Here is a 25,686-nt window from a genome sequence, read left to right as displayed (position 1 = left end):
CCTTTTCCGTTATAAACGTATTTTTCCGCCCCTCTGATCACACCCAGTCATCAGGTTCGATGCCAAGCGGGCCAACGTATTCGCCATTCGGCACGTAGCTGGGCTCGCCGGTATCATCAAGACGCGCATCCGCGAACATTTTCACGTCGCGTCCGAATGTCCAATCGCCATGGATGGTTACGGATTTGGCTGCGGCAAGCGAAGGCATGTTGTAGGGGAAGCGTTCGTTGAAGTCGTGGATGTTCTTGTAGAAGCGTGGGTCGAGATCCACGTTCGGGAAGATATAGTTGCCATCCTCCATCTCATAGGTATCCGTGAGATGGAAACGGTCGGACCGCATGATGAACAAATCGTTGGTGGTCTTCACCGGCAGGAACCGCATACGATCCACCTGCACGCAAATGGAACCGTTGAACAGGCTGACGGCGGCACCCATGGCGGTTTCCAGCTGAATCACCTGTTCGCTGTTCGGATCGGTCGGATCAACGGTTTTCTTGTTACGAATCACCGGCAGTGGCAGCACGCCGTCGTATTCGGCAAGCTTCGCCTTCAACGCGTCAATGCGCACCCAAATTGAATTCGTATTGAAATACGGATGCTTCTTGATGTTCTGTGCATCCGCCTTATCGTCGGGATGCACCTGGCTCATCTCGCGCAGCATCAGGCGTCCAGTGGCCTTGTCGCGCACGATATGGCCACCCTTGCGATCGGCATAGGTGCGAGTGGCTACCTCGACCATGAACGGCGCTCCGGTATTCTCGAAATGCTGTGCCAGCGTGCGTGAGGGGCGTGCGCCAAGGTTGTCGGAGTTGGAAATGAACAGATATTTGAATCCACGCTCCTCTAGGATGTCCAGCAAGCCCGATTCCCAGATCGTGGAGAACAAGTCACCATGGCCCGGCGGGCACCATTCCAGATCAGGATTATCCGGGAATGAGGCCGGCTCGCCGGTGATCGCGTCGACTTTAGGCTCGACGTGCTGAATGATTTCCGTCGGCACCTCGTCCTGACGGAACTTGCGATGGGTGTTAATCACCTTCATCGTATCGGCGGAGGTGCGGAAGGAATTCATCAGCGTCAGCGGCAGCTCGACACCCAGCCGCACGCGGGCGGTCAATACTTGGCCGATGATGATGTCGATGAAGCGCATCTGCTTGCCCTTGTGTCGACGCACCGGCAGCAGCGACTTCGCACAATCCAAGCCCATGGAAGTGCCCAATCCGCCGTTGAGTTTGATAAACGCCGTCTTGGCGAAGGCGTCCACAGCTTTATCGTGGTTGATGGTCTCGTAAACGTCATGGAAGTTGGGAATATGTTCGAGCGGCTCGACGTCGCTTTCGCGAATCCAGCTGCTTTCCTCTTCGGTGCGCCACACGGTATACAGATGTTTGAACTGGGCGATGGCCGTATCGCTCATACCGCGGGCGCGCATTTTGTCGGCGCAATGTTCGAAGGCCTCATTCATCGCCTCGTCCACGTTGACAACGGGGGTATCGACCCGAGGCTCGTCATTGCCGGAGAGCTGGGTCTCGTTGTTCGATTCGCTCACTGTGGGTACCTTTCTGCGTGCAACATTCAGAGACAAGTCTATCCCCGTTAGGGGGGATTGCCTATACGGGGGTATCATATTTGATCGCAGCGGTCGCGATCGCGTAAATCTGTCTCCTACCTGCTTCTAATGCTTCATACCTGTGGGACTTCGCTGCCTTCCAAGGATACCAGCGTCATAGTGTCTCTCTGGCATATCTTCTGCAAACTTGTGAACAAGAACGAGAAAAGGCCCCCGAAGGGGCCTTTTCGTTACCTACAGTATTGCAGTGATATGAGGCAGATCAGGCAAGCAGTTCCTTGACGGCGTTGATAACGGCCTGCAGGCTCTTCTTCGCATCGCCGAACAGCATCTGCGTGTTGTCCTCGAAGTAGAGCTCGTTCTGAATGCCGGCGTATCCGGTGCCGCGGCCGCGCTTCATAACGACCACGTTCTGCGCCTTATCCACGTCGAGAATCGGCATGCCGGAGACCGGGGTGCCGGGACGACGCGCAGCGGGGTTGGTGACGTCGTTTGCGCCGACGACCAGCGCCACATTGGCGCTCGGGAACTGCGGATTGATCTCGTCGAGATCCACCAGCTCCTCGTAAGGCACGTTGGCTTCAGCGAGCAACACGTTCATATGACCAGGCATACGGCCGGCCACCGGGTGGATAGCATAGGAGACTTCGACGCCATGTCCCTTGAGCAGTTCGCCAAGGTCGGCGAGCTCGCGCTGCGCCTGCGCCTGGGCCAAACCGAAGCCGGGCACGAAGATAACCTTATCGGCGTACACCAGCTGGACGGCCAGATCATCGGGGCTGGTCTCCTTCATGGTGCCTTCAGGGCCGTCGCCGGCCTGGGCGGCGTCAGAGCCGCCGAAGCCACCGGCAAGCACGGAGATCAGCGGACGGTTCATGGCCTGGGCCATCAGAATAGACAGGGTCACGCCAGCAGAGCCGACGAGTGCGCCAGCCACAATCAGGGCCACATTATCAATGGCCAGGCCGCTCATAGCCACAGCGGTACCGGTGCAGGCATTCAGCACGGAGATGACGACGGGCATATCGGCGCCGCCGATCGGAATCACGAACACCAAGCCATAGCACAGGGCGAACACGGTGGTCAGAATCGACCACAGCAGACGCTGCTCGGGCTGCACACACAGCATGACCAGCGAGGCGATCGACAGCACGGCGAACACGATGTTCCACACACCTTTGCCCGGCAGAGCAAGCTTCTTGACCCACTTGATGCCCTGCAGCTTACCGGCTGCAATCAGCGAACCGGTGAAGGTCACGGAGCCGATGAGAATGCCCAGACCAGCGGTGATAAGCACCACGATATCCGGGGTTTCGGCCTTGGTGAGAATGTCGTTCAGGGCCACAAGTGCGGCGGCGCCACCACCCACGGTGTTGAATACGGAGACCAGCTGCGGCATATCGGTCATCTTCACCTTCTTGGCGGAGACGACACCGGCCACAGCACCAATCAGAATGCCGGCCACCAGCACAACGACGGCCACAATGGTGATGAATCCCTTGGCAAACAGCACGATGAAGGCCATCAGCACGGCCACAATCATGCCGAAAGCAGAAATCATATTGCCCTTACGCGCGGTTTTCGGCGAGTTCATGAAATGAAGGCCGACCACGAACATAACGGCGGAGAACAGATAGACGAACCAAGCGACGATATCGATGGCTCCAACAGTGGAAGTCATTACTTATCCTCCCCCTTCTTCTCATTCTTATTGGACTTGAACATCTCCAGCATGCGGTCGGTAACCACATAGCCGCCGACTACATTCATCGTGCCCAGCACGGCGGCCAGGAATATGAACACATAGGCAAGCGGCGAATTGGCTTCGGCGGCGACGATGACGACGCCGACGATGACGATGCCGTGGATGGAGTTCGCACCAGACATCAGTGGGGTGTGCAGGGTGGCGGGCACCTTGCCAATCACCTCGATGCCAATAAGCAGGGCGAGTACGAACAGGGTGATGGAAACAACAAGCGTAGGCATGCGACTTCCTCCTTACTTCTCTTCGTTCGTTGCGGATTCGACGCGGCCTGCCACCACCATGGCGGCGTCCAGTTCCTCAGACAGATCCTGAGCGAGCTTGCCATCGCGCACGAAGTGAACGAGCACGTCGGCCACGTTGCGGCTCAGCAGGTTGGAAGCGGTGGTGGCGACACCGGAAGCCAGATACGGAGCGCCGATAATCTTGACGCCGCCCTCGGTGACCTGCTCGCCAATCACGGAGCCTTCGACGTTGCCGCCAAGATCAGAAGCAGCGCAGTCGACCACCACGGCACCACGGTGCAGGCCGTTGACGCCGGCCTTGGTCAGCAGCATCGGGGGCTTGCGGCCGGGCACCTTGGCGGTGGTGATAACGATGTCAAAGCCAGCGGCCTTTTCATCGACCGCAGCCTGCTGGGCGGCCTGCTCGGCGGCAGTCAACGCGCGGGCGTAACCGCCCTCACCCTGACCGGCAGAGAAATCAAGGCCCAGATCAAGGAACTTTGCACCCAGCGACTCGACCTCGCCCTTGGAAGCGGGGCGCACATCGTAGGCGGTGACAACTGCACCCAGACGCTTCAGAGTGCCGATGGCCTGCAGACCGGCGATGCCAGCGCCGAGCACCAGCGCCTTAGCCGGGCGGATTGTGCCGGCCGCGGTGGTCATCATCGGCAGGAACGAGCCGTAGGCATCAGCTGCAGTGATGGCGGCCTTGTAGCCCATCACAGAGTTCTGGGAAGTCATCTCATCCATGGACTGCGCGCTGGAGAGCTGGCGGGGCAGCTTTTCAATGCCGATGCCCACCAGACCAGCCTTATCGAGAGCCGCGATGTAGTCGGCATCGGTGAAGGAGCCGAGTATGCCGATCACCCACTGGCCGGCCTTAAGCTGGGCCACGGTTTCGGTAGACGGACGATCGACGAAACCGAGTGCATCGGCCTTGGCGATTACCTCGTCGCGGGTGGTGACGGTCGCACCGGCCTTGGTGTAATCCTCATCAGTGTATTCGGCGGCGATACCGGCACCGGATTCGATAACCGAGGCCACGCCACTCTTCTTCAACCGGGTGACGATATCCGGCGTCAGCGCGACGCGGGATTCGTTGGCAGACGTTTCGTTCAGAACGCCGAACACCACAGTGTCTTGGTTTTCAGCCATGAGAACCTTTCTTTTCCTATCCAGATAACGGGTATGGTTATCCGCGCTCATTAGTGTAGCCAGAAGGTGAAGACTGAAGCACATACGCGCTCATTACGTGGGCGCTGCTTGGTGTTCACGGCGCTATGGCTACGGTTGCGTAAGGTGACGAGTCGCGTTTTGGCGATTACACTTCACTGTTTGATGGCATCCGTCCGCCGACGGATGCATGAACCATGCCTAGAGGAGCGTTACGTGTCGGCAATCAACACCTTTAAACAGCACACGATCAACCTGACCAGCAAGATGCTGCGTCTGGGCGCCGATTTCGTCCATCCGGTGCACGACGACACCCCGGATGAGCCTGATTACCTCTCCAATGCCGACGTGCCGGCCGAATCCGATATCACATTGCCTCATACCGACGAATGGGGTCCCGGTTTCCCGACCGTCACTGACATTGATGATGCGACGGGCCTGCTGACCACATCCACCGCCGGTAATCCGACGTTGGATGAAGGCATATCGATTTATGATATTTACGCCGATCGTGCTGCACGCATGGGCGACGATCCGCTGTACACCTACAAGTCGGGCAACCAGTGGACGACGGTGACGGCCAACGAATTCCTCGCCGATGTGCGCGCTCTGGCCAAAGGCCTGATGCACTATGGCCTCAACAAGGGCGACGGCGTGGCCTTCATGTGCCGCACTTCCTATGAATGGGATCTGACCGATGCCGCGGTGATGGCTTGCGGCGGTGTGCTTGCCACCATCTACGACACCGATTCGGCCGAACAGATTCGCAACATCGTCAACAACTCCGACGCCCGTCTGCTTATCGTGCAGGACAAAACCATGCGGGACAAGGCCGATGGCGCGGTTGAGGAATGCCCCTCGCTGGAGCACATCATCTGCATTGAAACCGGTGGACTTGATGAGATCAAGGCATATGGCGCGGCCATCAGCGATGCTCAGCTGGATGAGCGCATCGATTCCGTGAAGAAGACAGATCTGTGCTCCATCGTGTACACCTCCGGCTCCACTGCCGCGCCCAAGGGTGTGGAAATGACTCACGAACACTACTGCCAGACCGCGCTGAACCTGCCGAGCTACATGCCGGAATTGCTGCACGAGAAGAACCACTCCGTGCTGCTGTTCCTGCCGCAGGCGCATTCTTTCGCTCGTGCGATCAATTACATCGTCGTTGCCTCGGAACTGCATATTTTCATCGCCACCGGCATTTCCACGCTTATTCAGGATTTGCAGGTTGCCAAGCCGACTGTGATGATCGTGGTGCCGCGTGTGCTGGAGAAGGTATACAACGCCGCATCCCAGAAGGCTGGACATGGCCCCAAGGGCGTGGTGTTCGCCTCCGCCGTGGTGGCCGCGCAGAACTATATGAAGGAATTGTCCGCCAATGGTCACGCTTCGGCATTGACGCGCGCCAGGCGCGCCGCCTTCGACCCGCTGGTCTATTCCTCCCTGCGTGAAGTGCTTGGCGGCAGGGCCAAGTGGATTGTGGCCGGCGGTGCGCCGCTCGACCCGCAACTGCTTGCCTTCTTCCGCGGCGCGAATGTGCCCGTCTATGAAGGTTACGGTCTGACCGAAACCACGGCCCCCTGTGCCTTCAATCCCCTGGGCACTCCGTTCCACGCGGGTTCGGTGGGCATCGCCTTCCCAGGTTTCCAACTGCGCATTGCCGAAGATAGCGAAATCCAAGTCAAGGGTCGTGCGGTATTCCCCCGCTACCACAAGAACGAGGAAGCCACCGAAACCTCCTTCACTGAGGACGGCTGGTATGCCACTGGTGATTTGGGCCGTATCGACAATGACGGATTCCTGTACATTACCGGCCGCAAGAAGGATCTCATCATCACCGCAGGCGGCAAGAATGTGGCGCCTGGTCCCATCGAGGAAGTCATTAAGCGCTGCGAGTTTGTTTCTCAGGCGCTGGTGCTTGGCGACAAGCGACCGTTCATTTCGGCGTTGATCACTTTGGATGAGGAGTCGCTGCGCTTGTGGTTGGCTGCCAAGGGGTTGGATGAGACGATGAGCCTTGAAGACGCTGCGAACAATGCGGCTGTGCGCGCTGAGGTGCAGAAATGGGTCGATCAGGCCAACGAAGGTGTGTCTCGCGCCGAATCCGTACGTAAGTTCATCATTCTGCCTGAGGAGTTCACTCAGGAGAATGGTCTGATGACCGCCTCCATGAAGGTGATTCGTCCGAAGGTTATCAAGCGCTACTCCACCCTGCTTAACACGCAGATGTACACCAAGAGGAAGTGACGAAAGAGGGAAAAGAAAAAGAGGGAGGGGCCACTCGTTTTTGAACCGCACCCCGATTGTTGGACTGAAGAAATTCAGATTCGATGATCGGAGGTGCGGTTCTTCATATGCGGGAGGAGCGGAACGAAACCTAGAAATCGGTGGAGGCGGCGAGCTCCGTTTGGGTACGGAAATCCGCCAAACGGGTCTCCAAACGTTCGATGGTGGCGGACAGCGCCTGACTGCCCAATACCACGCGCAGCGGCGCGGGATCCTGATCGGCGCTGGCGATGATGCATTCCGCCATGCGCTTGGGGTCGCCGGGAGCGAGTCCCCTGGAGGCATCCAGCATGGTGAGGAATCCGTGGGAGCTTTCATATTCCGGCATGAGATTGGCCACCTTGGCGCTGCCGTAGCGGAATTCGGTGCGGGCACCGCCCGGCTCGACCATGGTCACGCCGATGTTGAACTGCGCGACCTCTTGTGCCACGGCCTCGCAGAATCCCTCGATACCGAACTTGGTGGCGTGGTACATGGAATTTGCGGGATAGGCCACTTGGGCGCCATAGGTGGACATCTGGATGATGCGGCCGCCGCCCTGCGCGCGCAGATATGGCAGCGAGGTCTTGATGAACTGGATCGATCCAAGCAGGTTCGTGGCGATGATGTGGTCGATTTCGGCGTCGGAGAGTTCCTCCGCGCATCCGAACAGACCGTATCCGGCGTTGCTGACCACCACATCGATGCGTCCGTGGCGTTCGAAGGCCTCGCGAACCGTGTTCTGGAGCACTGGCACGTCGGTCACGTCCAGCAATCGGCAGTCGAAGGTGTCGGGATAGCTGTCGATCAGGTCGTGAACCTTATCGGTGTTGCGTACGGTGCCGATCACGGTGTCGCCGCGCTCCAGCAATTGCTGTGTCATTTCATGGCCGAAGCCGCTGGATACGCCGGTGATCATCCATGTTCTGCTCATTGTCGTTCTCTTTCTGGTTGTGGTTGGGATTGTGCCGGATGGGCCCTATAAGGCAGGAATCCTGGCTGGAATTGGCGTGATGCGGCTACTGCCTGCGGGCCGCCTCGTCCACGCAGCGCAGGGCGTTGAGGCTTCGCGGATAGCCGATGAACGGCAGGCATTGCGAAACGACTTTGATGAGAAACGCCTTGTCGTTGCCGATACGCATATTCGCCGCCGCATGTGAGGTGAGCTGCGGTTCGCAGCCTCCCTGTGCGGAGAGCATGCAGAAGGTGATCATCTCGCGTGTGCGATGGTCGAGACCGGTTCTGGTGTAGTAGTCGCCGAAGCAGTTGTCGGTGAGCCAGCGGTTGATATGACGGGTCTGCTCGTCGCCGGAGTTCCAGAAGCCGCGCATGCCCTCGCCGAAGATATCGACCTGCGCTTGTTCGCCGCAGTCCAGACGGTCGCTTTCGTCGGTGGTCGCCTGTCCTTCCAACGGCAGCTCCACGCCATGTACCGCCAGTATCTCGTTGGTGGCTTTCAGGAAGGGGAACACGCGGCCAATGCCCAGATAGGCCACCGCCTGGTAGACGATTTCCTTCGCTTCGACGGGCGTCACGCCGAAGTTCAATGCGGCGGGCAGCATGGCGCGGTATTCGTCGATGCCCTGGCAGGCGACGAGTGTGGCGAGGATCGCGGTCATACGGGTGCAGTCGTCGAGATCGTCGCTGTTCACCACTTCGTCGAAGGCGAAATTGTCGAAGACCTCGATGAATTCGGGGTCGGTGTTGAGGAATGAGGACTGGTATCCGGGGAACATGCGCTCATGGTAGCGGCGCGCCGCTTCACTGATGGGCACGGAAGACTCCTTTCGTTGTGTGATCTGGCAGGAATGGTCGCGGCGCACGTCAGCGGGCGCGCCTGATGGTCTCAAGATCGTCGAGCACGCGGCGCGGCTGGTCGGTCAGCGGGAAGTTGTCCTCGTCGAGCACGCCGTCCACGCCGTCGGTGGGATCCGGTTCGAGCGCGGCAAACAGGGGCGCGAGATCATCCTGCTCCGCCCCGTGTTCGGCGACGAGCTCAAGCGTGGTGTTGGTGGCCTCGTCGCAGCCGAGGGCGTCGACGAGCACGCGGGCGATCTGGCGGCGGGCCACGACGCCGTCCTCGGGGCTGGCATTGTGGCGGGTATCGCCCTGCAGGAAGGTGATGCGCCGCTGGTCGTCGTCATTGTAGTCGAACCATCCGGGACGGACGATGGTGTATTCGTTGCCGCTCGCGCGCACCAACCGTTCCGAGCGACGCTTCCAATCATGTGCCTCGATGGTGCGGTTGTACTGGGAATTCATGTAGGTCACGCCGATGGCCGTCATCAGAGCGATACGCACCTTGCGTCCTCGCAGCGCCATCAGCGCGTTACGTACCGCGCCATAGTCGACGGCCTCGACCATGGCAGCGCTGGTGTGCGATCCTTGGGTGAAGACGATGCCGTCGGCGCCCTCCAACGCGGTTTCGAACGCGTCAAGACGGGTCAGGTCGCCGACCGACAGTTCGACGTCGCCGGGCAGGCCGGCTCGCGTCGCGTCGCGCACCAGCGCACGGACCTGATATCCCTGGCGCAGCGCCTCGTTGACGGCCAGGCGTCCGATGCTTCCAGTGGCACCGACGAACAGGATACGAGTGGGGGTCATCATAGGCTCCTTAGCGTGTGGAATCGTTGATGTCTCCTACGCTAAGCCACTTCGAAAAACAATACAAATACAGAAAGTTATTCAAAATACATTAATATTTCGAATGTATTTAAGCCTGAGTTCAGTCGGCTAAGACGTTGGGCCTTTCTCCATCGATGACCTCGCGCAGCGCCGTGAGGAACGCCTCGGCCTGGCGGGACAGCGGCTGATTCCTCTTCCAGGCCAAACTGACACGCACGGCATGTTCTGGTGACACCGGCACGAACGTCAAGCCACTCCCCTCACCCACATTGGCCGCGCTCTTGGGGCAGAGCATCGCGCCGAAGCCCTCACGTACCAGATATCCCGCGTTGTGACACAGATTCATCGTGCCGACCACCCGAAGCCCCTCGGCCAACCTGCTCGATTGGACTAGCGAGTCGTTGCGGCTGATGGAGCCTTTGGGCACAATGGCACGCAGTCCTTTGAGCTCGGCCACATCGACGTTTGCACGCGCAGCCAACGGATGGTCGGCGCGCACCACCAATCCCAGGGGGTCGCGGTCGGACAGGTCGAGATAGTCGAATCCGCTCATATCCACCGGTTGCGCCAACAGGCCAAAATCGGTGATTCCGTTGTTGAGCCGGTCGATGATGTCGTCGCTGTAGGCGTCCTGCAGGTGCACCGTCACACCGGGGTGACGTTCGCATAATAGGGTGAGCGCCTTGGCCACGACACACATCGCGCAAGTCTGCGCGGCCGATATGTGCAAGTCGCCTTCGACTGTCTCGCTGGTCGTGATCTCGGCTTCGGCCTTGTCGGCGAGTGCGATGATCTCGCAGGCGCGCCGGTAGAGCATGCGCCCCTCTCTGGTGAGTTCCAAGGCGCGTCCGCGGTTGCCCCGGTCGAACAGTCTCGCGCCCAACGATTCCTCGAGATCCTTGATTTGCCTTGACAAGGTGGGTTGACTGACGCGCAGTACGTCGGCGGCGGCGGTGATACCCTCCTCCTGCACCACTGTGACGAAATACCGTAATTCCTTGATTTCCATACCGTCTCCCGCCGCTTGATAAGCGTCCATATCGTACTATTGTATGCGTTGCGATGTGAAAGGCGCCGCCTCGGAGGTCCGAGACGGCGCCGCAATGCAATGGATGAGAGAAAACTAGGGATTACTTGATTTGGTTGCCGGCCTCCTTCATGCGGGTGAGGTAACGCTTGACGGCCAGGGATTCAAGGCCCACGAGCAGCACACCCAGCACGGCGATGGACACGTAGGTCGTGACCTGCCACATCGGAGTGGAGGACTCGGGTTCACCGTTCTCGTACCGGTAGCTGTTAACCGCCGTGTAGAGGATGTTCTTGGTGGCCTGACGCATCGCGATTAGCGAAGTTGCGCTGCGATCAGTGATGTGGTTAGTGGTGGATGTGGTCGCCAGCATCGCGTCGGTGCCGCCGCGAATGGCCTGGTCGCCGGTCTGGTAGGCGTAGTTCGCGCCGGAGAAGTAGTCGGTTTCCACGAAGCCGCGGAAGCCCCATTCGCCGCGCAGCACGGTGTTGTTCAGGCCGGTGTGGGCGCTGGAGTACGTGTTGCCGATGTAGTTGAACGAACCCATCATGGCCTGCGCGTCGCCGTCGGCCTTGACGATCGTCTCGAAGGGCTTCAAGTACAGTTCGCGGATCGACTGTTCGTTGGCCCAGGTGCACAGCTGGCCGTTGCGCTGCGTCTCCTGCTCATTCAGGGCGAAGTGCTTGGTGAATGAGTAGACGCCGCGGTCGGCCGCGCCCAACATCTGCTCGGCAGCCAGATCGCCGGTCAGCACCGGATCTTCGGAGAAATACTCGAAGTTACGGCCGCCGAAAGCGGAGCGGTGCAGGTTCACGGACGGGGCGTACCAGCCAGAAATCTGCAGATCGTGGGCCATGTCGCCGATGATCTCGCCAAACTGACGGGCCAGATCCTTGTTCCAGGAGCAGGCGATCACGATGTTTGAAGGCAGGCCGATAGAGCTGGCACCAGTGAAGTTGTCCTTCAGAGCGGCGGGGCCGTCGGCATCGGACAGGCGAACCTTGCCGATGGAGGCGATGGCAGCGTTCTGATAGCCGGCGTCGGCGATGATGCCATCCATCTCGTCGAAGTCAAGCTGGTCGAGCAGCAAATCCCACTGATCGTCGTCGTAATCGACGCCACGCAGATCAGCCAGACGCAGACCGTTGTTCGCGTTCGTGGTAGGCATCTCGTCGTCGGCGTTGTCGAACTCGGTCGGATCGTAGTTGCCGATGTTATAGAACGTGGCCTTGTCCTCGTCGGACATGCTGTAGTTGGTCGGCGCAGCGGTAGCCTCGTCGTAGTTGGCGAAACCATCGGCACGGGAGAGGTAGTTCAGACCGCCGTTGGCGTCGTCGAACACGTTGGTGGCCACGACCGCGTCGCCGTTGTGGGTGTTGTCGTCGGAGTCATAGGTGATGGTCTCCCCCACGGTCACAGTCTGTTCGGCGATGACATTATGAGAGTCGGTGTTGATGGACACCGCATAATCGCCGGCTTCGAGCACATAGGCCTCGGCATTCTCATAGTCATAGGAGGCCATATCGTCATCTTCGAATTCGATCGCAATGGTCTGGGACTCGCCGGGGGCCAGTTCATCGGTTTTCTCGAACTCGACGAGATTGGCGGAGGCCTTTTCGATGCCACCATTGGTGTACGGCGGGTTGACATAGACCTCAACGACATCCTTGCCTGCCACGTCGCCGGTATTGGTCACTGTCACATCGAAGCTTACGGTGCCGTTGGCGTAGGTCACATCACCCATGGTCTGTTCGAAGGTGGTGTAGCTCAGACCGTAGCCGAACGGATACTGCACGGCCTCGTCATAGTTGACCAGCCCCTCGTCAGCTGCGGTCTCCCAGAAACGGTAGCCCACGTAGATGCCTTCCACATAGTTCACGAAGTGCGGGAAGCGCACACCGCGGGCGGATTCGACTTCGAATTCCTGAACATTGTCGTATTCGAAGTTGCCGAAGTTGTTCCAGCTTGGAGCAGCGGTCAAATCGGTCAGGAAGGTGTCGGAGGTCTTGCCAGAGGGATTCACTTCGCCGGAGAGCACCTCACCGAGTGCGGCGAAACCGGCCTGACCGGGATGCGGTGCCCACAGCACGGACTTGATCTGCGGATAGTCGTTCAGGAAGTTCATCTCGAAGGCGTTCGCGCCGTTGTAGACGAGCACCACATTGTCGAAACGTTCGGTAACCAGGTCGATCATGTCGCGCTCGGAACGGCTGAGTTCCAGATAGTGCTGGCCTTCCTCAAAATCGGCGTAATTTTCAGAGTTGTTGTCGTAATTCACGCCTGCCACGGTGCCGGCAACGCTGGCGATATCACCCATGTTGGTGGGCAGATCGAGGCCTTCGCCGCCGACGCGGCCGATAACGATCATCGCGGTGTCGGAGAACTCCTCGGCGTTGTCAAGCATGCCGTCGCCATAGGTGTCGGCGGGCGGTTCGGGCAACGTCCAGTCGGCGGAGGTGACGGTGATGGCACCACGCTCGGCACGGTAGTTGGTATAGAAGTCGGTCAGCTCATCGTTGGTGGTGAAGCCAGCATCATTGAGTCCGTCGAGCAGCGACGTGGTGTCGTAGGCGTCAGACAGTGCACCGGAGCCGGTACCACCATAGATCGGATTGGTGGACGCCCAACCGAACACGTTGATATTGCCGGTATCGCTCAGCGGCAGCATGTTGTCGTTATTCTGCAGCAGCGTGATACCTTCGCGTTCGATATCAACCGCCAGTTCGTTGGCTGTGTCGATATTCTCTTGGCTCAGGTCATACCGGGTGGCAGTGGCCATGGTGATCATGCTGCTCAGCGGGCCCATCAGCATCATGGCAATGGCGACGATAGCTGCGACGGCTACGGCGACCCAAGTGGTCGAATGGGTGAGTTTACGCACTGCCATGTTAGCAACGGTGCGCTTGTTGACTGCAATGGTGATGACGATTGCCAGCACTAGGGCGACGGCGATCGCAATCAGCTGTGTCTGGATGGATTGGATGACCGCGATAACGTCATCCATATTGATTTCCAGCATGGTTTCTTCTCCTGCATCGGACTGTTTCTCTGCTACCCGCGGGGCATCGCTGCCGTGTGGCTATTAGTTGCACGCCGTTATGCGAGTGATTCCATTGTGGAAAATACCGAGGCTTCGAACCAATGCATCGTATGCATTATCAGCCATGCATGATATGTATGATCACGTCAACCATCATCGAAAAACGTTGCTATTGCAAGGTTTTATATTGCGTCGTTGAACTGTTGCGATGGAACGGCGCTTCCCTTACACTGCATAACCTGTCGTTTGCGCCGCATAATCTGTCAGCTTCATGCATCATCATCAACAGTGTGTTTACAGACATAGGATTGGCCGGTTGCGTTGAGCTGTTCTCAGCACAACGCAACCGGCCAAATCGATTAGCAGCTACAGTTGAATTTTCGATAGTGTTTGTTTGCTGATGGCAGGCAGAATTACTGCTACACACAGCAAGACCAGTCCGACTACGCCGATTACTAGCAACGGAGCGCTACCGATGTTCCATGCACCATGGTTGTTATAAAGTATGGCGCGCACGCCGTCGCCAATGAAATGCTGCGGTGCCCACGGGTAGATCCAATCCTTCCAGAACTGAGGCAGCATCTCGTAGGGGAACATGCCGGTGGACAGTCCGGCTCCAAGTGTCACTGCACCGCACAACACGCCAAGTGGCAGGCACAGGTCGAACAATCCCAGGCCGACGAGCATCACGCACAGGCTGGCCATCCACATAAAGGGAATTGCCGCCGCAGGCATCCAACCGCCGGATACGACTGCTGATATGCAATCGACTGCCAGAGCCGCAACCAGCGATACTGCAAGTGCCAAAGCCAGCTGCATACCGATATGGCATATTCTTGTGATGCGGTTGTCCGCAAAGCTCATCTTGACAGCGCGCGAAACCAGTAATGCGCCGATGAAGCTCATGATGAACAGCGGCGCAATAACCATATTCTGTGTCATCATCACACCGATAGGCAACGCAGACGACGTGGATTCGGAGTTGCCAGAAACGCCTTCGTGCACGGTTTCGACATTCACTGTGGCACCACTTTTGCCCAAGGCTGTGGGCAGTGCCTGCTTGAGCAGATTGGCGGCGATGGGGCTTTTGCCGTTGTCGATGATGACGCGCAGCGTCGGCACTGCCGCCTCATCATCGGGATTGAGCTTTGCCTGCATCTGTTGTGCACTGAAGTCCTTAGGAATGACGACGGCAGCATAGTATTCGTTATTGTCAATCGCGGCATCAAGCTCGGATTCGCTATCCAGTCGTGTCCAGACCATCGTTGCGGAGGCATCATTGGCCGAGACTAGCTGCTCGGCCATGGTTTCGCCTGCATTGACAGTAGCCTGTGGGGTTTCGACGCCTTCGTCCAATGAGACGATGGCAACTGGAAGTCCTTTGACTTCCAAATGCATCATTGGGTAGAAAATAAGCATCATCATGCACATCACACCGATGATTACCGCGAAAGGCATCGCGTATCCGCGTATCCGTTTAACGGTGTGTGCTGTTTGCTGTTCCATGAACTCCTGGCTTTCCCTTGGTTTCGGTATGTATTGATTCCGTGGTTCAGCTGAAACCAAAGGTTATGATATGAAAGGTTGATTGGTATGAAAACGGAAGAAACCAGATAATTTCTCTAATTTCGAGTGGTCTTGCTTTGGTTTTGGTTACTCGCTGCGAACCGACCGGAGTCGGCATAGAAAGGATGTCACCATGGCACGCCCGAGAAAGGACTCGAAGCTTCCCAGCGCAAGAGAACGTATGGAACAAGCGTTTTGGGATCTGCTGAGAAAACATCCTTATGCTGAAATCTCGATGAAAGAAATCACCAGACGTGCTGGTGTGAACCATAACACGTTTTATTATCACTACACTGGCATGGATGAATTAGCTGAAGATGCATTAGCCCATGCCATTCCACAGGATCTCGTCTCTGCTGTGTTGCATGGGGTCACCGGATCTGATGAAGCTCTTGCACGGCTGGCTGATGATTCGGCTCTTAGCGAGCGAGTCGAGCATTTGTGTCTTGCGGCTAGCGAGCATAGTTCCCCACGTATGCGTGCGATGGTGCGCGACAGCATTAGGGACGCGTGGTTTGCCATCCTGAATATTGACGAACAGGCCATGTCAGTCAATTCGCGGCTTTCAGTTGAAGTGGCGCTTGGCATCTTCATGTCGTTGTTTTCTTATCGGGCTGATCGGTCGGAAGATATTGCGTTGCCTGAATTGTTGCGCACACAATCCGCCAGCATGTTACGAGGCATGCTGCCCAATATGGTGATGTCCGCTCTGGCTGCTGATGGTGCACTACCAGAGCGGACTCAAAACTAAAATCCTAGTTTCTCCAACTGCTTAGGATCCGACTGCCAGCTTTTGGCGACTTTGACGTGCAGGTCAAGTCTGGCTTTGCAACCGACGATGCGGTTGACGGGAGTCCTGAGCTTCTTCTTAACGTAGGTAAGATTCGAAGCGCCCTTGCCGATGATGATCGGCTTTTGCGAATCGCGCTCCACGTACACTGACACATTTACCTGTGCCTTGCCATCATAGGTAGCACCGGTGTCGTTGTCTTCGGGATAGTCGATGGAGTCCACGACCACGGCCAGCGAATGTGGCAGTTCGTCATCAAGAGTTTCCAGGAATGCGCCGCGAATCAGCTCGGCAATGGTCTCCTGGGGGCGTTCCTCAGAAATCTGATCCTCGGGATACATTTGCGGACCTTCGGGCGTGTGCTCGATCAGCACGTTGCGCACTTCGGCGAGATTGTCATGCTTCAACGCCGAAACCGGCACAATATCCGTAAAGTCTGCGAATTCGTTGATTTCGATGAGCTTATTAATCAGTTGCTCACGACCCAACTCATCGATTTTAGTGACAATGGCAATCAGCGGGATACGCCAAGTGAACGAGCCATCGTCCTGTTTGGTGGCGAAATCGGAGCGCAGTCGCGACAAAATACGTTTGTCGCCAGGGCCAATCTGCTGATCAGCGGGCAGCAGGAAAGCCACCATGTCCACATCGGACAGGGACTCATCCACCACATCGTTCAAGCGCTGTCCGAGCAGTGTGCGCGGGCGGTGAATACCAGGAGTATCGACCAACACCAGCTGGGCGTTGTCGGTGGTCAGAATGCCGCGAATGGCCTTACGCGTGGTTTCAGGGCGCGAGGATGCGATGGCAATCTGCTTGCCGATCAACGCATTAATCAACGTGGACTTGCCCACGTTCGGTCGGCCCACCACGGCCACGAAGCCGGAACGGTATGGCTGCAAACCGGCGGTTGCGGTGTTCGAATCGATGGTTTCCTCGCTCATATCACTCCTTGTCGCCGTCATCAGCTGATTCGGCCTTGTCTGTGGTGTCATCCTGGGTTGTCTTAGAGGTTTCATCTTCCCCGTCGCCCTCGACGTGCGCGGGCTCGGCCACGATGGTGGACACTTTCTTACGACGCCCCGCAGAATCCACGGCGGTAAGCTTGATGCCACGAGTTACGGCGGAGGCGCCGACGATGGGCACCCGGCCGATCAGCTTCGTCAGCAGGCCATAGACAGTGTCCACATCGTCTTCGTCGATATCGATTTCGAACAGTTCCTCCAAATCGGCGATTGGTGTGCGCGCCGGCATCCTCCACTTGTTATCGCCGATTTTTTCCGGCTCACAGTGCTGGGTGCGATCGTGTTCATCCTCCAGCTCGCCGACAATCTGCTCGATGGTGTCTTCGATGGTCACCAAACCAGCTATGCCGCCGTATTCATCAACGACCACAGCCACATGTTGGCGCGACCGTTGCATTTCATGGAACAAGTCATCCACAGGCTTGGATTCAGGTACCAGCAGCGGATCTCGCACAATCGATTCGACACTGCGCTCCATGGCGGCGGGATTGAAGGCTGTGGCACGCACGGCATCCTTCAGATACGCCACGCCAATCAGATCGTCCACGTCTTCGCCAATCACCGGCACACGAGAGAAACCCGAGCGGGAGAACAGTTTAAGCGCTGCGGCAAGCGTCGTGTCACGCTCCATGCAGATCATGTCAGTGCGCGGCACCATGATCTCACGTGTCAACGTGTCGGAAAGCGTCAGCACGTTGCGCAGCATTTCGGAGACTTCCGGATCGAACTCGTTGGATTCCACCAAACGATCGATGGCCGCCTTGCCCTGCTCAAGCTGGATTTTCTCCAGCTCCTCGTCATCGGACAGATCGGCACCCCTGCCACGGCGGGCTGAGCCCTTCGTGCCATTTCTTTCGCCACCGATGCGTGCGAACGGCGTGACCTTGCAGGCCAGACTTACCGCGCCGCAATGGGCGATCATAATATCCACCGGCTTGGCCATACCAGCGGAACGAGGACGCACCAGCACGGAAACAACAGCTATCACAATGGCGACGAAGAATCCGGCAAGCAGCTCCGCCCACAGTGGAGCGCCCCACAATGAGGCAATGGCTGCCACCAATACGCCATCCAGCACATTACAGGCGATGCGGAAGAACGCGCAGGAGCCAGCGGTGGCATATCGATCGGCAATCAACCGCTGCACGCGGTGGATTTTGTCGATTTTCTTCATCTTGAGGAATTGGCTGGACTCCGAATCGGTTTGCACCTCAAGAATGAGATTATTCAGACTGGCGCGAGTGACGCGGGCAACCGCGCCTTCCGATGCCGCCATAGTGAGTGAAAACCAGACGAACAGTCCGGCTACGGCGACGAGAACAATGGTTAGTGCGATTAGCGTGGTACTGGAATACTCCATAGTGGTTATTGGTCCTTATGTTGGGAATCAAGGTCACGACCGGCACCGTGCGCGGCATCATAGATGGCCAGCGCATCCGGCGTGCCAGCCGGCAATGACGCTTCATATCCGGTGTCGTGGCGCACGGCAAAGAATGTCAACAGCAGTTGGCGTTGCAGCCCGAACATCTGACGCTCCTGCTCGGGAGTCACATGGTCGTAGCCAAGCAGATGCAGTATGCCATGAATGGTCAGCAGCATCATTTCCTGCATGATGCCATGGCCTGCGGAGGCAGCTTGCTGGGCCGCAACCCACGGGCAGATCACCAAGTCGCCAAGCACGCCTTCCATCACGGTTTTGCCGTCTCCTGGACGAAGTTCATCCATCGGGAAGCTCATCACATCAGTGGGGCCTTCAAGATTCATCCAACGCATATGCAGTTCGGCGATGGGTTCGGGATCCACAAACATGATCGTCAGATCGGATTGGGTGGACACGCGCATCTGATCGAGCACCCAGATGCCCAGATCGGAGAAAATCTTTGGATCGATGGTCCACGCGGTTTCGTTGGTTACGTCAACGCTCATCGTCGCTCCTCGTGCTTGTTGCGGTTTCCTGGCGTCGACGCCCATTACGCTCAATATCGCGGTGGTCTCCCGCAATGGCGGCATGGCGGTCGTATGCCGCAACGATTTTTCCAACCAGCTGGTGGCGTACCACATCATCAGCGTTCAGATGTACGAATGCGATGTCATCGATGGTGCCAAGAATGCGTTCGATAGTGGCCAGTCCGGAACGGGGCACGGCAAGATCAACCTGCGAAATATCGCCGGTGATCACCATGGTGGTGTTGAAGCCGAGCCTGGTCAGGAACATCTTCATCTGTTGCTCGGTAGTGTTCTGCGCTTCGTCGAGAATCACGAAGGCATCATTAAGCGTGCGGCCACGCATATAGGCGAGCGGTGCCACTTCAATGCTGCCATCGTCCATATAGCGTTTGAGCTGGTCGGGGCCAAGCATGTCGCCGAGTGCGTCATATAACGGGCGCAGATATGGATCAACCTTGTCGTTCAACGTGCCTGGCAAAAAGCCAAGATTCTCGCCGGCCTCCACCGCTGGCCTGGTCAGAATGATGCGACGAATCCGTCGATCCTGAAAAGCACGTACAGCCTTGGCCACGGCCAGATAGGTTTTGCCAGTGCCTGCCGGCCCGATGCCGAAGGTGATGGTATGCGATTCAATCGCATTGACATAAGCCACTTGTCCGGCAGTTTTTGCGCGCACCGGCATACCGGCGGCAAATGTGATCACACCGGGCACTTTGGGCTTGCGATACGTCATATCGTGTTCGGCATCGGTGCGTGGCCGCGCCAACTGGCGTTCGGCCGATTGCACAAAACGGTCATGCACAGGCCCATGCCCTGGATGTTCAAGGCGCACATGATTCTTCAATACGTTTTGATCAAGCATGCGTCGAACCATGTCGGCATCCATCGGTGCGGTATATGCAGCCTGAATAAGGGTGTTAACCAAATCCTCAGCCTGTGCGGCCTGCACCTCGGTCTGCTTGGATCTGGATACGATGGCGACCCGGTTACCCCTCACAAGAATGGTCAGTTCGGGGAACGCGCGTTCCACTTCGCGGATAACTTCGTCCACCGGGCCGAATACGGCAACGGGATCAAGCTGTTGCGGGATGGTGATGGTGCGTGTAGTCGTGGCCACTTGCCGGTTCGTCTCCTATTCGTCCAGTTTCTCGCCCGTCATCACATGCGCATGCACGTGGAATACGGTTTGCCCGGCATCAAGCCCGGTATTGAATACCAAGCGGAACGCGCCGTGGAAGGATTCGTCGGCGATATGCTGCGCGACGGCGACAATATGCGCCAACTCAGCAGGATCGGCGGCAGCCAGTTCGGCGACATTGGCGTAATGGTGCTTGGGCACCACCAGTACATGCACCTTGGCCTTGGGGTTGATGTCTTTGAATGCGTACGTCGTATCGTCCTCGAACACCTTGGTGCTCGGAATCTGTCCCGCGATGATCTTGCAGAACAGGCAATCGTCCGCTTCGCTCATCCTTCACTCCTTCATCGATGTGTGACTATGACTTAGCTTAGCGCGTGGGCGTTACGCCGTGCGCGCAATGACTCACCAAATAATGCCGCATTCTCGACTTATTCGTACCTACCCAATGCGCGGCTCAACAAGGAAAGCGCCACCGGGCCGGCCGTAGCCGCCCGAAGAATATTCGTACCCAACACGCAGCTGACCGCGCCGGCATTGGTGAAATCGGCGACCTCCTGCTCACTGATGCCACCTTCGGGGCCGACCACTACGGAAACGGTGCGGGGTTTGCCATCCGCAAGTGTGCGTTCCTGCAATTCGGCCACACGATTTTCTACACCCGCCCACGTATCGGTGGCGTCCTGATGCAGCACCACCACCAAATCACCATGCACGCAGGCGCGCCGGCAAATGGCCACAATCTCCTTGCTGTTCACGCACTCCCCCAGTTGCGGCTTATAAGCTCGACGCGACTGCTCCGTGGCGGATTCCAACACGGATGACCATTTGCGGTCGGTACGGCCCTGTTTCCATTTGGCGATGGAGCGATCAGCCTGCCAAGGTAGCACGGCATCCACACCTATTTGTGTGGCCATATCAATGGCCTGTTCGTCATGCCCAGTTTTGGCTAGCGCCTGAATCAGAGCGAGGCGAGTAAGCGGCTCAGGTTCGCGTCCAACCTGACGCACCTCAGCCAGTCCCTCCTGCGGATCGGCAAGCACCGCTTGAATGCGCAATCCCCTGCCGTCGGATAGTTGCAGACTGTCGCCGGCGGTCAGGCGCATGGCCTTGATGGCATGTTGGCGGATATGCGCCGGCAACGTGAGCTTCCAACCGGCATGCAGCTCGTCGCTGTTTACCGGCACGTTGTCCACGGTCGGATCGAAGAGAAAAAGAGCGTCTGTCATGATTCTTAAGGCTACCGTATTGATAGCGAATGATTGTGTTGGTGGTGGAACTTGTGTTTTGTGGGGGTTGGTTAATAAGGATGGCTCCGTCGGCACGGAAGCCCGCTGGGCTTCCTCTTCGGCCTCCTCGCGCGGCCGGGCTTGTGCAATTCCTGGCGGAATTGCGGCCGGCCGTGGCTCGCGTCGCGCGCTAATAATTTTCCGCAGGAAAATCGGCGCGGACAACGGATGGCTCCGTCGTCGAAGGCCCACTGGGCCTTCTCCTCCTCGCGTCGCGCGCTTGTGATTTTCCGCAGGAAAATCGGCGCGCGACACGCCGAGTTTGCAATGGGGGTGATGATGAGTATAGTTATCCATCGTTGTTCAAAACAACCAACACCTGCCCGGGTGGCGGAATGGTAGACGCGCTAGCTTGAGGTGCTAGTGCCTATTTTTAACGGGCGTACGGGTTCAAGTCCCGTCTCGGGCACAGACAAGGTTCCTGCGAAAGCAGGAACCTTTCTTTGTATCTGGCGCATGCACATGCGTTCCAGCCGCACCCCGGCGTTAGACGCAGCCGGGAACCATAAGGGAGAAATAGATGCAGTTCATTGAGCTTGAGACCATCGATGATCCGCGTGTGGATGCCTATGTGAACCTCACCGAAATGCAGCTGCGCAACCGTCTGGAGCCCGCCAAGGGCGTGTTCATAGCCGAATCCCCCAAGGTCATTGATCGTGCGCTGGCGGCTGGCCGCGAACCACTATCCCTCCTAGTGGAAGAACCGTGGATTGAAGGCATGGCTGACACCTTCGCCTTCATCGATGAGCACTGGGGGGCGCAAGTGCCCGTCTATGTGGCCTCACCCGAACAGCTCAAGCGTCTGACCGGATACCGTCTGCATCGCGGTGCCTTATGCGCCATGCGCCGCTGGACATTGCCTTCAGTGGCTGAAGTGTGCCGCAACGCCCGCCGCGTGGCAGTGATGGAGAACATCGTGGATCACACCAATGTTGGTGCTCTGATGCGTTCGGCCGCAGCCTTGGACGTGGACGCCGTACTGGTTACGCCATCCTGTGGGGATCCGCTGTATCGCCGCGCCGCACGCGTGTCGATGGGCACGGTGTTCCAGATTCCTTGGACGCGCATCACCGGATACAATCCGGACGGTACCGAAAACAAGCATTACTGGCCGTTCCAAGGTATTGACGAACTCAAATCACTGGGCTTCACCACTGTGGCAATGGCGCTGGAAGATGACTCGATCTCATTGGCTGAACTCACACGACGTCTTGACACGGATCCTGCAGCACCGGACCATATCGACAAACTGGCACTGATTTTCGGCACCGAAGGTGACGGCCTGTCCCGCCACACCATCGCCCGTGCCGATCTGACCGTGAAAATCCCCATGAGTCATGGAGTCGACAGTCTTAACGTGGCGGCCTCCAGCGCCGTCGCCTTCTACGCGACACGCGTGCACGACGCGCAATAACACATGGTCGGTATGTTGGCGTGGCCCTGAATTTGCCCGCTAACACAGGCGTTCCATGCGAAATTCATGTGAAGTTCACGCCACGCGGGGCGAGGTTCCTTGCATGTCGCAAAAAATCTGCAATTATTGTGAAGTGACTGTGGCAATGATGCTTCGGTGTGAAGTGCGGTGTCGAAAGACGCTCTGAGATGATGTTACGAGAGGAGCATCATATGGCAAAGAACAAGCAGAAGATTCTGTCCATCGTGCTGGCAGGCGGTGAGGGAACCCGTCTGATGCCGTTGACACGGGATCGTGCCAAGCCGGCCGTACCGTTCGGCGGAGTATTCCGGCTTATCGATTTCCCGTTGAGTAATCTGGTGAACTCGGATTACCGTCATATCATCGTGCTCACCCAGTACAAGTCCCACTCACTGGATCGTCACATTTCGCAGATGTGGCGTTTCTCCTCACTGTTGGGCAACTATGTCTCCCCTGTGCCCGCGCAGCAGCGCTTGGGCAAACATTGGTACCTCGGTTCCGCTGATGCCATCTACCAGACCATCAACATCATCGAGGACGTGCAGCCCGACATTGTGGTGATCGTGGGTGCTGATCACGTGTATCGCATGGACTTCGGCCAGATGGTCGAACAGCACATCGAATCCGGTGCCGAATTCACGGTGGCCGGTATCCGCCAGCCGATCGAGCAGTCGAACCAGTTCGGCGTAATCGATGTCGATCCCGAACACCCGAACCAGATCAAGACCTTCCTTGAGAAGCCCGATACTTGCGCTGGCCTGCCGGATGATCCGAATTCCTTCCTCGCTTCGATGGGCAACTATGTGGCCAACACCGATGCCCTGTTCGATGCGCTGGCCAAAGACGAGAAGGCGGCAGACACCAAGCACGACATGGGTGGCGACATCGCCCCCTACTTCGCCTCCCGTGGCGAGGCTGCCGTCTATGACTTCAACTCGAACGTCATCCCCGGCTCCACCGAAAAGGATCACGCCTACTGGCGCGACGTCGGTACGCTGAAGCAGTTCTACGATGCGCATATGGATCTGATTGCCTATGTGCCCGAATTCAACCTGTACAACCAAGCCTGGCCGATTTACACGAACTCCGGAACCCTGCCGCCGGCCAAGTTCGTGCACGCCGGTCGCGACCGTCTGGGACATGCCACCGACTCGATCGTCTCCCCCGGCGTCATCGTCTCCGGCGGCGAAGTGCACCATTCCGTGCTCTCCCCAAACGTGCGCATCCATTCCTGGGCACAGGTTGTCGACTCCATTCTGTTCGATGGTGTGGTCGTCAACCGTCGCGCCCGCGTCTACAAGGCCATCCTTGACAAGAACGTGGTGCTGACCGAAAACTCCACTGTCGGCATCGACACCGAGCATGATCTTGCCCGTGGCTTCACGGTGACGCCGGAAGGCATCACCGTCGTGCCCAAGGGCACCATTGTGGAAGACTAATCAAAACTCCACTCTATGAAGAAGGCCTTCGCTCTCTTGAGGAGCGAAGGCCTTCTTCATAAACAGTTATTCTGAACGAAGCCGAAGGAATCGATTCCGTTCAGAATAACAATCGTTCTAGTACTTCGGCAGATTATCGAAATTGAAGCCGAGTGCTGCAAGCTGATCACGTCCATCCGGAGTGATGCGGTCGGTGGTCCAGCGCGGATTCCAGGTCCAATCGATGCGGAATTCCTCGACTAGGCCAGCCAGGGTGGACGCGCACTCATCCTCGATCAAATCGGTGAGCGGGCATGCCGGTGTGGTCAGCGTCATGGTAATGATGGCACGACCCAGCTCGTCAATCTCAATGCCATACACCAAGCCAAGATCGATAACATCAATACCCAATTCAGGGTCGATGACCTGATGCAACGCTTCACGCACATCCTGAGCGGTGGCGCGGCCGATGTCATCGACGGCCTTCAGCGGAATCTGATTGTCATCGGCCTCATCGGAGCAACCGCATGCGGAACCACCATGGCCGCCGCAGCCACATGCACCAGCCTGATGCTCAGTGGATTGTACGGGATGCCCATTCGGGAAGCCCTTGGCCAATGCCGGGTTGGCCATCACGCGGCGCGCCGCCTCCTCATCCTGCAGCACGCCATTGACGGCATCGAACACGGAAGCTGTGGGTTCAGGCACAAGATTGTCGTTCATATTCACTCCAAAATCTGCAAAAGACGTTGTGACAACAGTATCGCCACAAGCGTGGTTTGTCACGGGTTTTTCTAGGATTCCTTCGCAGCCAGCGCTTTTGCTATGGAATCCTTGAGGCCTTCCCATCCCAGCAGCGCGCATTTGATGCGCATCGGATACTTCGATACGCCTTGGAACGCCACGGCGTCGCCAAGACGATCCTCAAGCGCCTCATTGTCTAGCCCAGCACCGCGTGATTGCATGAGCTGATGGAAGATGTGTTCCAGATCCATGGCTTCATCCACGCTTGCGCCGTTGACCAGATCGACCATAACCGACAGGGAGGCTTGTGAAATCGAGCATCCGTGGCCATCCCACACCAATCGCTTGATGATATGTGGTTCCTCATCGGAGATCTCCACATGCACGGTCGCCTCGTCGCCGCAGGTCGGGTTGAACTGGTGCGATTCGCCAGGAGTGCAGTATTCGTGACTGGCTCGTACCACACTCTGAGCCGAGTCAACACCGCCCGTAGGTTCAACGGCAGCATCGGGAGCGAAATGCTCCTTACCATGTGGGTTTTTGGAGGCTTCAAGAATAACCTCCTGATACATTTGTTCGAGTTCGTCGCTGCTCATGCCAAAATCGCTCATAACACCTTCCCTTGTATCCCTGTTACGCCTTCCG

22 protein-coding genes and 1 tRNA gene are annotated in these 25,686 nt (G+C 57.7%); 5 read left to right on the top strand and 18 right to left on the bottom strand.

What is annotated here, in order from left to right; genetic code table 11:
* Positions 1-37: 37 nt before the first annotated feature.
* The 4 genes from G1C95_RS02235 to G1C95_RS02220 form a co-directional block, all read right to left on the bottom strand.
* Positions 38-1,465 carry a UTP--glucose-1-phosphate uridylyltransferase gene (locus G1C95_RS02235; RefSeq protein ID WP_169171515.1) on the bottom strand — a complete coding sequence of 476 codons (1,428 nt, stop codon included), beginning with the start codon at positions 1,463-1,465 and terminating at the stop codon, positions 38-40.
* Positions 1,466-1,832: 367 nt separating this feature from the next.
* Positions 1,833-3,251, bottom strand: coding sequence for an NAD(P)(+) transhydrogenase (Re/Si-specific) subunit beta (locus tag G1C95_RS02230; protein ID WP_169171288.1), 1,419 nt, complete (start codon positions 3,249-3,251; stop codon positions 1,833-1,835).
* A complete protein-coding gene (locus tag G1C95_RS02225; protein WP_169171287.1) occupies positions 3,251-3,556 on the bottom strand; it encodes an NAD(P) transhydrogenase subunit alpha part 2 in 306 nt (101 codons plus the stop codon). The genes G1C95_RS02230 and G1C95_RS02225 overlap by 1 nt, the downstream gene beginning before the upstream one ends.
* A 12-nt stretch (positions 3,557-3,568) precedes the next feature.
* Positions 3,569-4,711, bottom strand: coding sequence for an NAD(P) transhydrogenase subunit alpha (locus G1C95_RS02220; RefSeq protein WP_169171286.1), 1,143 nt, complete (start codon positions 4,709-4,711; stop codon positions 3,569-3,571).
* 234 nt (positions 4,712-4,945) lie between these two features.
* On the opposite strand from G1C95_RS02220, the gene G1C95_RS02215 reads away from it, so the two are divergent.
* The gene (locus G1C95_RS02215) at positions 4,946-6,979 is read left to right on the top strand and encodes an AMP-dependent synthetase/ligase (RefSeq protein ID WP_335341389.1); all 2,034 of its coding nucleotides are present in this window, start codon (positions 4,946-4,948) and stop codon (positions 6,977-6,979) included.
* A gap of 130 nt (positions 6,980-7,109) precedes the next feature.
* Here G1C95_RS02215 and G1C95_RS02210 read toward each other — a convergent pair whose 3' ends face one another.
* The 6 genes from G1C95_RS02210 to G1C95_RS02185 form a co-directional block, all read right to left on the bottom strand.
* Complete coding sequence (locus G1C95_RS02210) at positions 7,110-7,931, bottom strand: SDR family oxidoreductase (protein ID WP_169171285.1); 822 nt, start codon at positions 7,929-7,931, stop codon at positions 7,110-7,112.
* Between the two features lie 85 nt (positions 7,932-8,016).
* Positions 8,017-8,733 (bottom strand): carboxymuconolactone decarboxylase family protein, encoded by a 717-nt coding sequence (locus tag G1C95_RS02205; RefSeq protein ID WP_205832685.1) that lies wholly within the window; start codon positions 8,731-8,733, stop codon positions 8,017-8,019.
* Between the two features lie 88 nt (positions 8,734-8,821).
* Entirely contained in the window at positions 8,822-9,604 is a 783-nt protein-coding gene (locus G1C95_RS02200; RefSeq protein ID WP_169171283.1) for an SDR family oxidoreductase, read from the bottom strand.
* Between the two features lie 118 nt (positions 9,605-9,722).
* Positions 9,723-10,661, bottom strand: a complete 939-nt coding sequence (locus tag G1C95_RS02195) for a LysR family transcriptional regulator (protein ID WP_240947375.1) — start codon at positions 10,659-10,661, stop codon at positions 9,723-9,725.
* Positions 10,662-10,752: 91 nt separating this feature from the next.
* Positions 10,753-13,668 carry a glycoside hydrolase family 3 protein gene (locus tag G1C95_RS02190; protein ID WP_169171282.1) on the bottom strand — a complete coding sequence of 972 codons (2,916 nt, stop codon included), beginning with the start codon at positions 13,666-13,668 and terminating at the stop codon, positions 10,753-10,755.
* Between the two features lie 387 nt (positions 13,669-14,055).
* The gene (locus G1C95_RS02185; RefSeq protein ID WP_169171281.1) at positions 14,056-15,195 is read right to left on the bottom strand and encodes a YhgE/Pip domain-containing protein; all 1,140 of its coding nucleotides are present in this window, start codon (positions 15,193-15,195) and stop codon (positions 14,056-14,058) included.
* A gap of 193 nt (positions 15,196-15,388) precedes the next feature.
* On the opposite strand from G1C95_RS02185, the gene G1C95_RS02180 reads away from it, so the two are divergent.
* Positions 15,389-16,006: a TetR/AcrR family transcriptional regulator gene (locus tag G1C95_RS02180; RefSeq protein ID WP_169171280.1), complete on the top strand. Its 618-nt coding sequence runs from the start codon at positions 15,389-15,391 to the stop codon at positions 16,004-16,006.
* Here the strand turns inward: G1C95_RS02180 and era are convergent.
* The 6 genes from era to G1C95_RS02150 form a co-directional block, all read right to left on the bottom strand.
* Entirely contained in the window at positions 16,003-16,989 is a 987-nt protein-coding gene (gene era / locus G1C95_RS02175) for a GTPase Era (RefSeq protein WP_169171279.1), read from the bottom strand. The two genes, G1C95_RS02180 and era, sit on opposite strands and share 4 nt — an antisense overlap.
* A gap of 1 nt (position 16,990) precedes the next feature.
* Complete coding sequence (locus G1C95_RS02170) at positions 16,991-18,430, bottom strand: hemolysin family protein (RefSeq protein ID WP_169171278.1); 1,440 nt, start codon at positions 18,428-18,430, stop codon at positions 16,991-16,993.
* 5 nt (positions 18,431-18,435) lie between these two features.
* Positions 18,436-18,996 carry an rRNA maturation RNase YbeY gene (ybeY, locus tag G1C95_RS02165; RefSeq protein ID WP_169171277.1) on the bottom strand — a complete coding sequence of 187 codons (561 nt, stop codon included), beginning with the start codon at positions 18,994-18,996 and terminating at the stop codon, positions 18,436-18,438.
* Entirely contained in the window at positions 18,986-20,134 is a 1,149-nt protein-coding gene (locus tag G1C95_RS02160) for a PhoH family protein (RefSeq protein WP_169171276.1), read from the bottom strand. The genes ybeY and G1C95_RS02160 overlap by 11 nt, the downstream gene beginning before the upstream one ends.
* A 15-nt stretch (positions 20,135-20,149) precedes the next feature.
* Positions 20,150-20,488: a histidine triad nucleotide-binding protein gene (locus G1C95_RS02155; RefSeq protein ID WP_169171275.1), complete on the bottom strand. Its 339-nt coding sequence runs from the start codon at positions 20,486-20,488 to the stop codon at positions 20,150-20,152.
* Positions 20,489-20,586: 98 nt separating this feature from the next.
* Positions 20,587-21,384, bottom strand: a complete 798-nt coding sequence (locus tag G1C95_RS02150; RefSeq protein ID WP_169171274.1) for a 16S rRNA (uracil(1498)-N(3))-methyltransferase — start codon at positions 21,382-21,384, stop codon at positions 20,587-20,589.
* 381 nt (positions 21,385-21,765) lie between these two features.
* Here G1C95_RS02150 and G1C95_RS02145 point away from each other — a divergent pair.
* The 3 genes from G1C95_RS02145 to glgC all read left to right on the top strand — a co-directional run bounded on the left by G1C95_RS02145 (position 21,766) and on the right by glgC (position 24,318).
* Positions 21,766-21,853: transfer RNA gene (locus tag G1C95_RS02145), tRNA-Leu, on the top strand.
* 111 nt (positions 21,854-21,964) lie between these two features.
* A complete protein-coding gene (locus G1C95_RS02140) occupies positions 21,965-22,858 on the top strand; it encodes a TrmH family RNA methyltransferase (RefSeq protein ID WP_169171273.1) in 894 nt (297 codons plus the stop codon).
* A 212-nt stretch (positions 22,859-23,070) separates the two neighbouring features.
* The gene (gene glgC, locus G1C95_RS02135) at positions 23,071-24,318 is read left to right on the top strand and encodes a glucose-1-phosphate adenylyltransferase (RefSeq protein ID WP_169171272.1); all 1,248 of its coding nucleotides are present in this window, start codon (positions 23,071-23,073) and stop codon (positions 24,316-24,318) included.
* A gap of 117 nt (positions 24,319-24,435) precedes the next feature.
* Here glgC and G1C95_RS02130 read toward each other — a convergent pair whose 3' ends face one another.
* Positions 24,436-25,020 (bottom strand): metal-sulfur cluster assembly factor, encoded by a 585-nt coding sequence (locus tag G1C95_RS02130; protein ID WP_169171271.1) that lies wholly within the window; start codon positions 25,018-25,020, stop codon positions 24,436-24,438.
* Between the two features lie 71 nt (positions 25,021-25,091).
* Positions 25,092-25,652, bottom strand: a complete 561-nt coding sequence (gene sufU / locus G1C95_RS02125; protein ID WP_169171270.1) for a Fe-S cluster assembly sulfur transfer protein SufU — start codon at positions 25,650-25,652, stop codon at positions 25,092-25,094.
* Positions 25,653-25,686: the final 34 nt, after the last annotated feature.

This window comes from Bifidobacterium oedipodis (assembly GCF_012932425.1).
GTDB lineage: Bacteria > Actinomycetota > Actinomycetes > Actinomycetales > Bifidobacteriaceae > Bifidobacterium > Bifidobacterium oedipodis.
This window is presented reverse-complemented; position numbering and strand designations above follow the sequence as displayed.

Coding starts and splice junctions, on each gene's coding strand:
- G1C95_RS02170 (WP_169171278.1), bottom strand. CDS start 18,430: ATGGAGTATTCCAGTACCACGCTAATCGCACTAACCATTGTTCTCGTC.
- G1C95_RS02180 (WP_169171280.1), top strand. CDS start 15,389: ATGGCACGCCCGAGAAAGGACTCGAAGCTTCCCAGCGCAAGAGAACGT.
- G1C95_RS02200 (WP_169171283.1), bottom strand. CDS start 9,604: ATGATGACCCCCACTCGTATCCTGTTCGTCGGTGCCACTGGAAGCATC.
- G1C95_RS02155 (WP_169171275.1), bottom strand. CDS start 20,488: ATGAGCGAAGCGGACGATTGCCTGTTCTGCAAGATCATCGCGGGACAG.
- G1C95_RS02140 (WP_169171273.1), top strand. CDS start 21,965: ATGCAGTTCATTGAGCTTGAGACCATCGATGATCCGCGTGTGGATGCC.
- G1C95_RS02150 (WP_169171274.1), bottom strand. CDS start 21,384: ATGACAGACGCTCTTTTTCTCTTCGATCCGACCGTGGACAACGTGCCG.
- G1C95_RS02225 (WP_169171287.1), bottom strand. CDS start 3,556: ATGCCTACGCTTGTTGTTTCCATCACCCTGTTCGTACTCGCCCTGCTT.
- G1C95_RS02220 (WP_169171286.1), bottom strand. CDS start 4,711: ATGGCTGAAAACCAAGACACTGTGGTGTTCGGCGTTCTGAACGAAACG.
- G1C95_RS02190 (WP_169171282.1), bottom strand. CDS start 13,668: ATGCTGGAAATCAATATGGATGACGTTATCGCGGTCATCCAATCCATC.
- G1C95_RS02185 (WP_169171281.1), bottom strand. CDS start 15,195: ATGGAACAGCAAACAGCACACACCGTTAAACGGATACGCGGATACGCG.
- G1C95_RS02210 (WP_169171285.1), bottom strand. CDS start 7,931: ATGAGCAGAACATGGATGATCACCGGCGTATCCAGCGGCTTCGGCCAT.
- G1C95_RS02230 (WP_169171288.1), bottom strand. CDS start 3,251: ATGACTTCCACTGTTGGAGCCATCGATATCGTCGCTTGGTTCGTCTAT.
- G1C95_RS02130 (WP_169171271.1), bottom strand. CDS start 25,020: ATGAACGACAATCTTGTGCCTGAACCCACAGCTTCCGTGTTCGATGCC.
- G1C95_RS02235 (WP_169171515.1), bottom strand. CDS start 1,465: ATGAATGAGGCCTTCGAACATTGCGCCGACAAAATGCGCGCCCGCGGT.
- G1C95_RS02195 (WP_240947375.1), bottom strand. CDS start 10,661: ATGGACGCTTATCAAGCGGCGGGAGACGGTATGGAAATCAAGGAATTA.
- sufU (WP_169171270.1), bottom strand. CDS start 25,652: ATGAGCGATTTTGGCATGAGCAGCGACGAACTCGAACAAATGTATCAG.
- G1C95_RS02205 (WP_205832685.1), bottom strand. CDS start 8,733: ATGTTCCCCGGATACCAGTCCTCATTCCTCAACACCGACCCCGAATTC.
- ybeY (WP_169171277.1), bottom strand. CDS start 18,996: ATGAGCGTTGACGTAACCAACGAAACCGCGTGGACCATCGATCCAAAG.
- era (WP_169171279.1), bottom strand. CDS start 16,989: ATGAGCGAGGAAACCATCGATTCGAACACCGCAACCGCCGGTTTGCAG.
- glgC (WP_169171272.1), top strand. CDS start 23,071: ATGGCAAAGAACAAGCAGAAGATTCTGTCCATCGTGCTGGCAGGCGGT.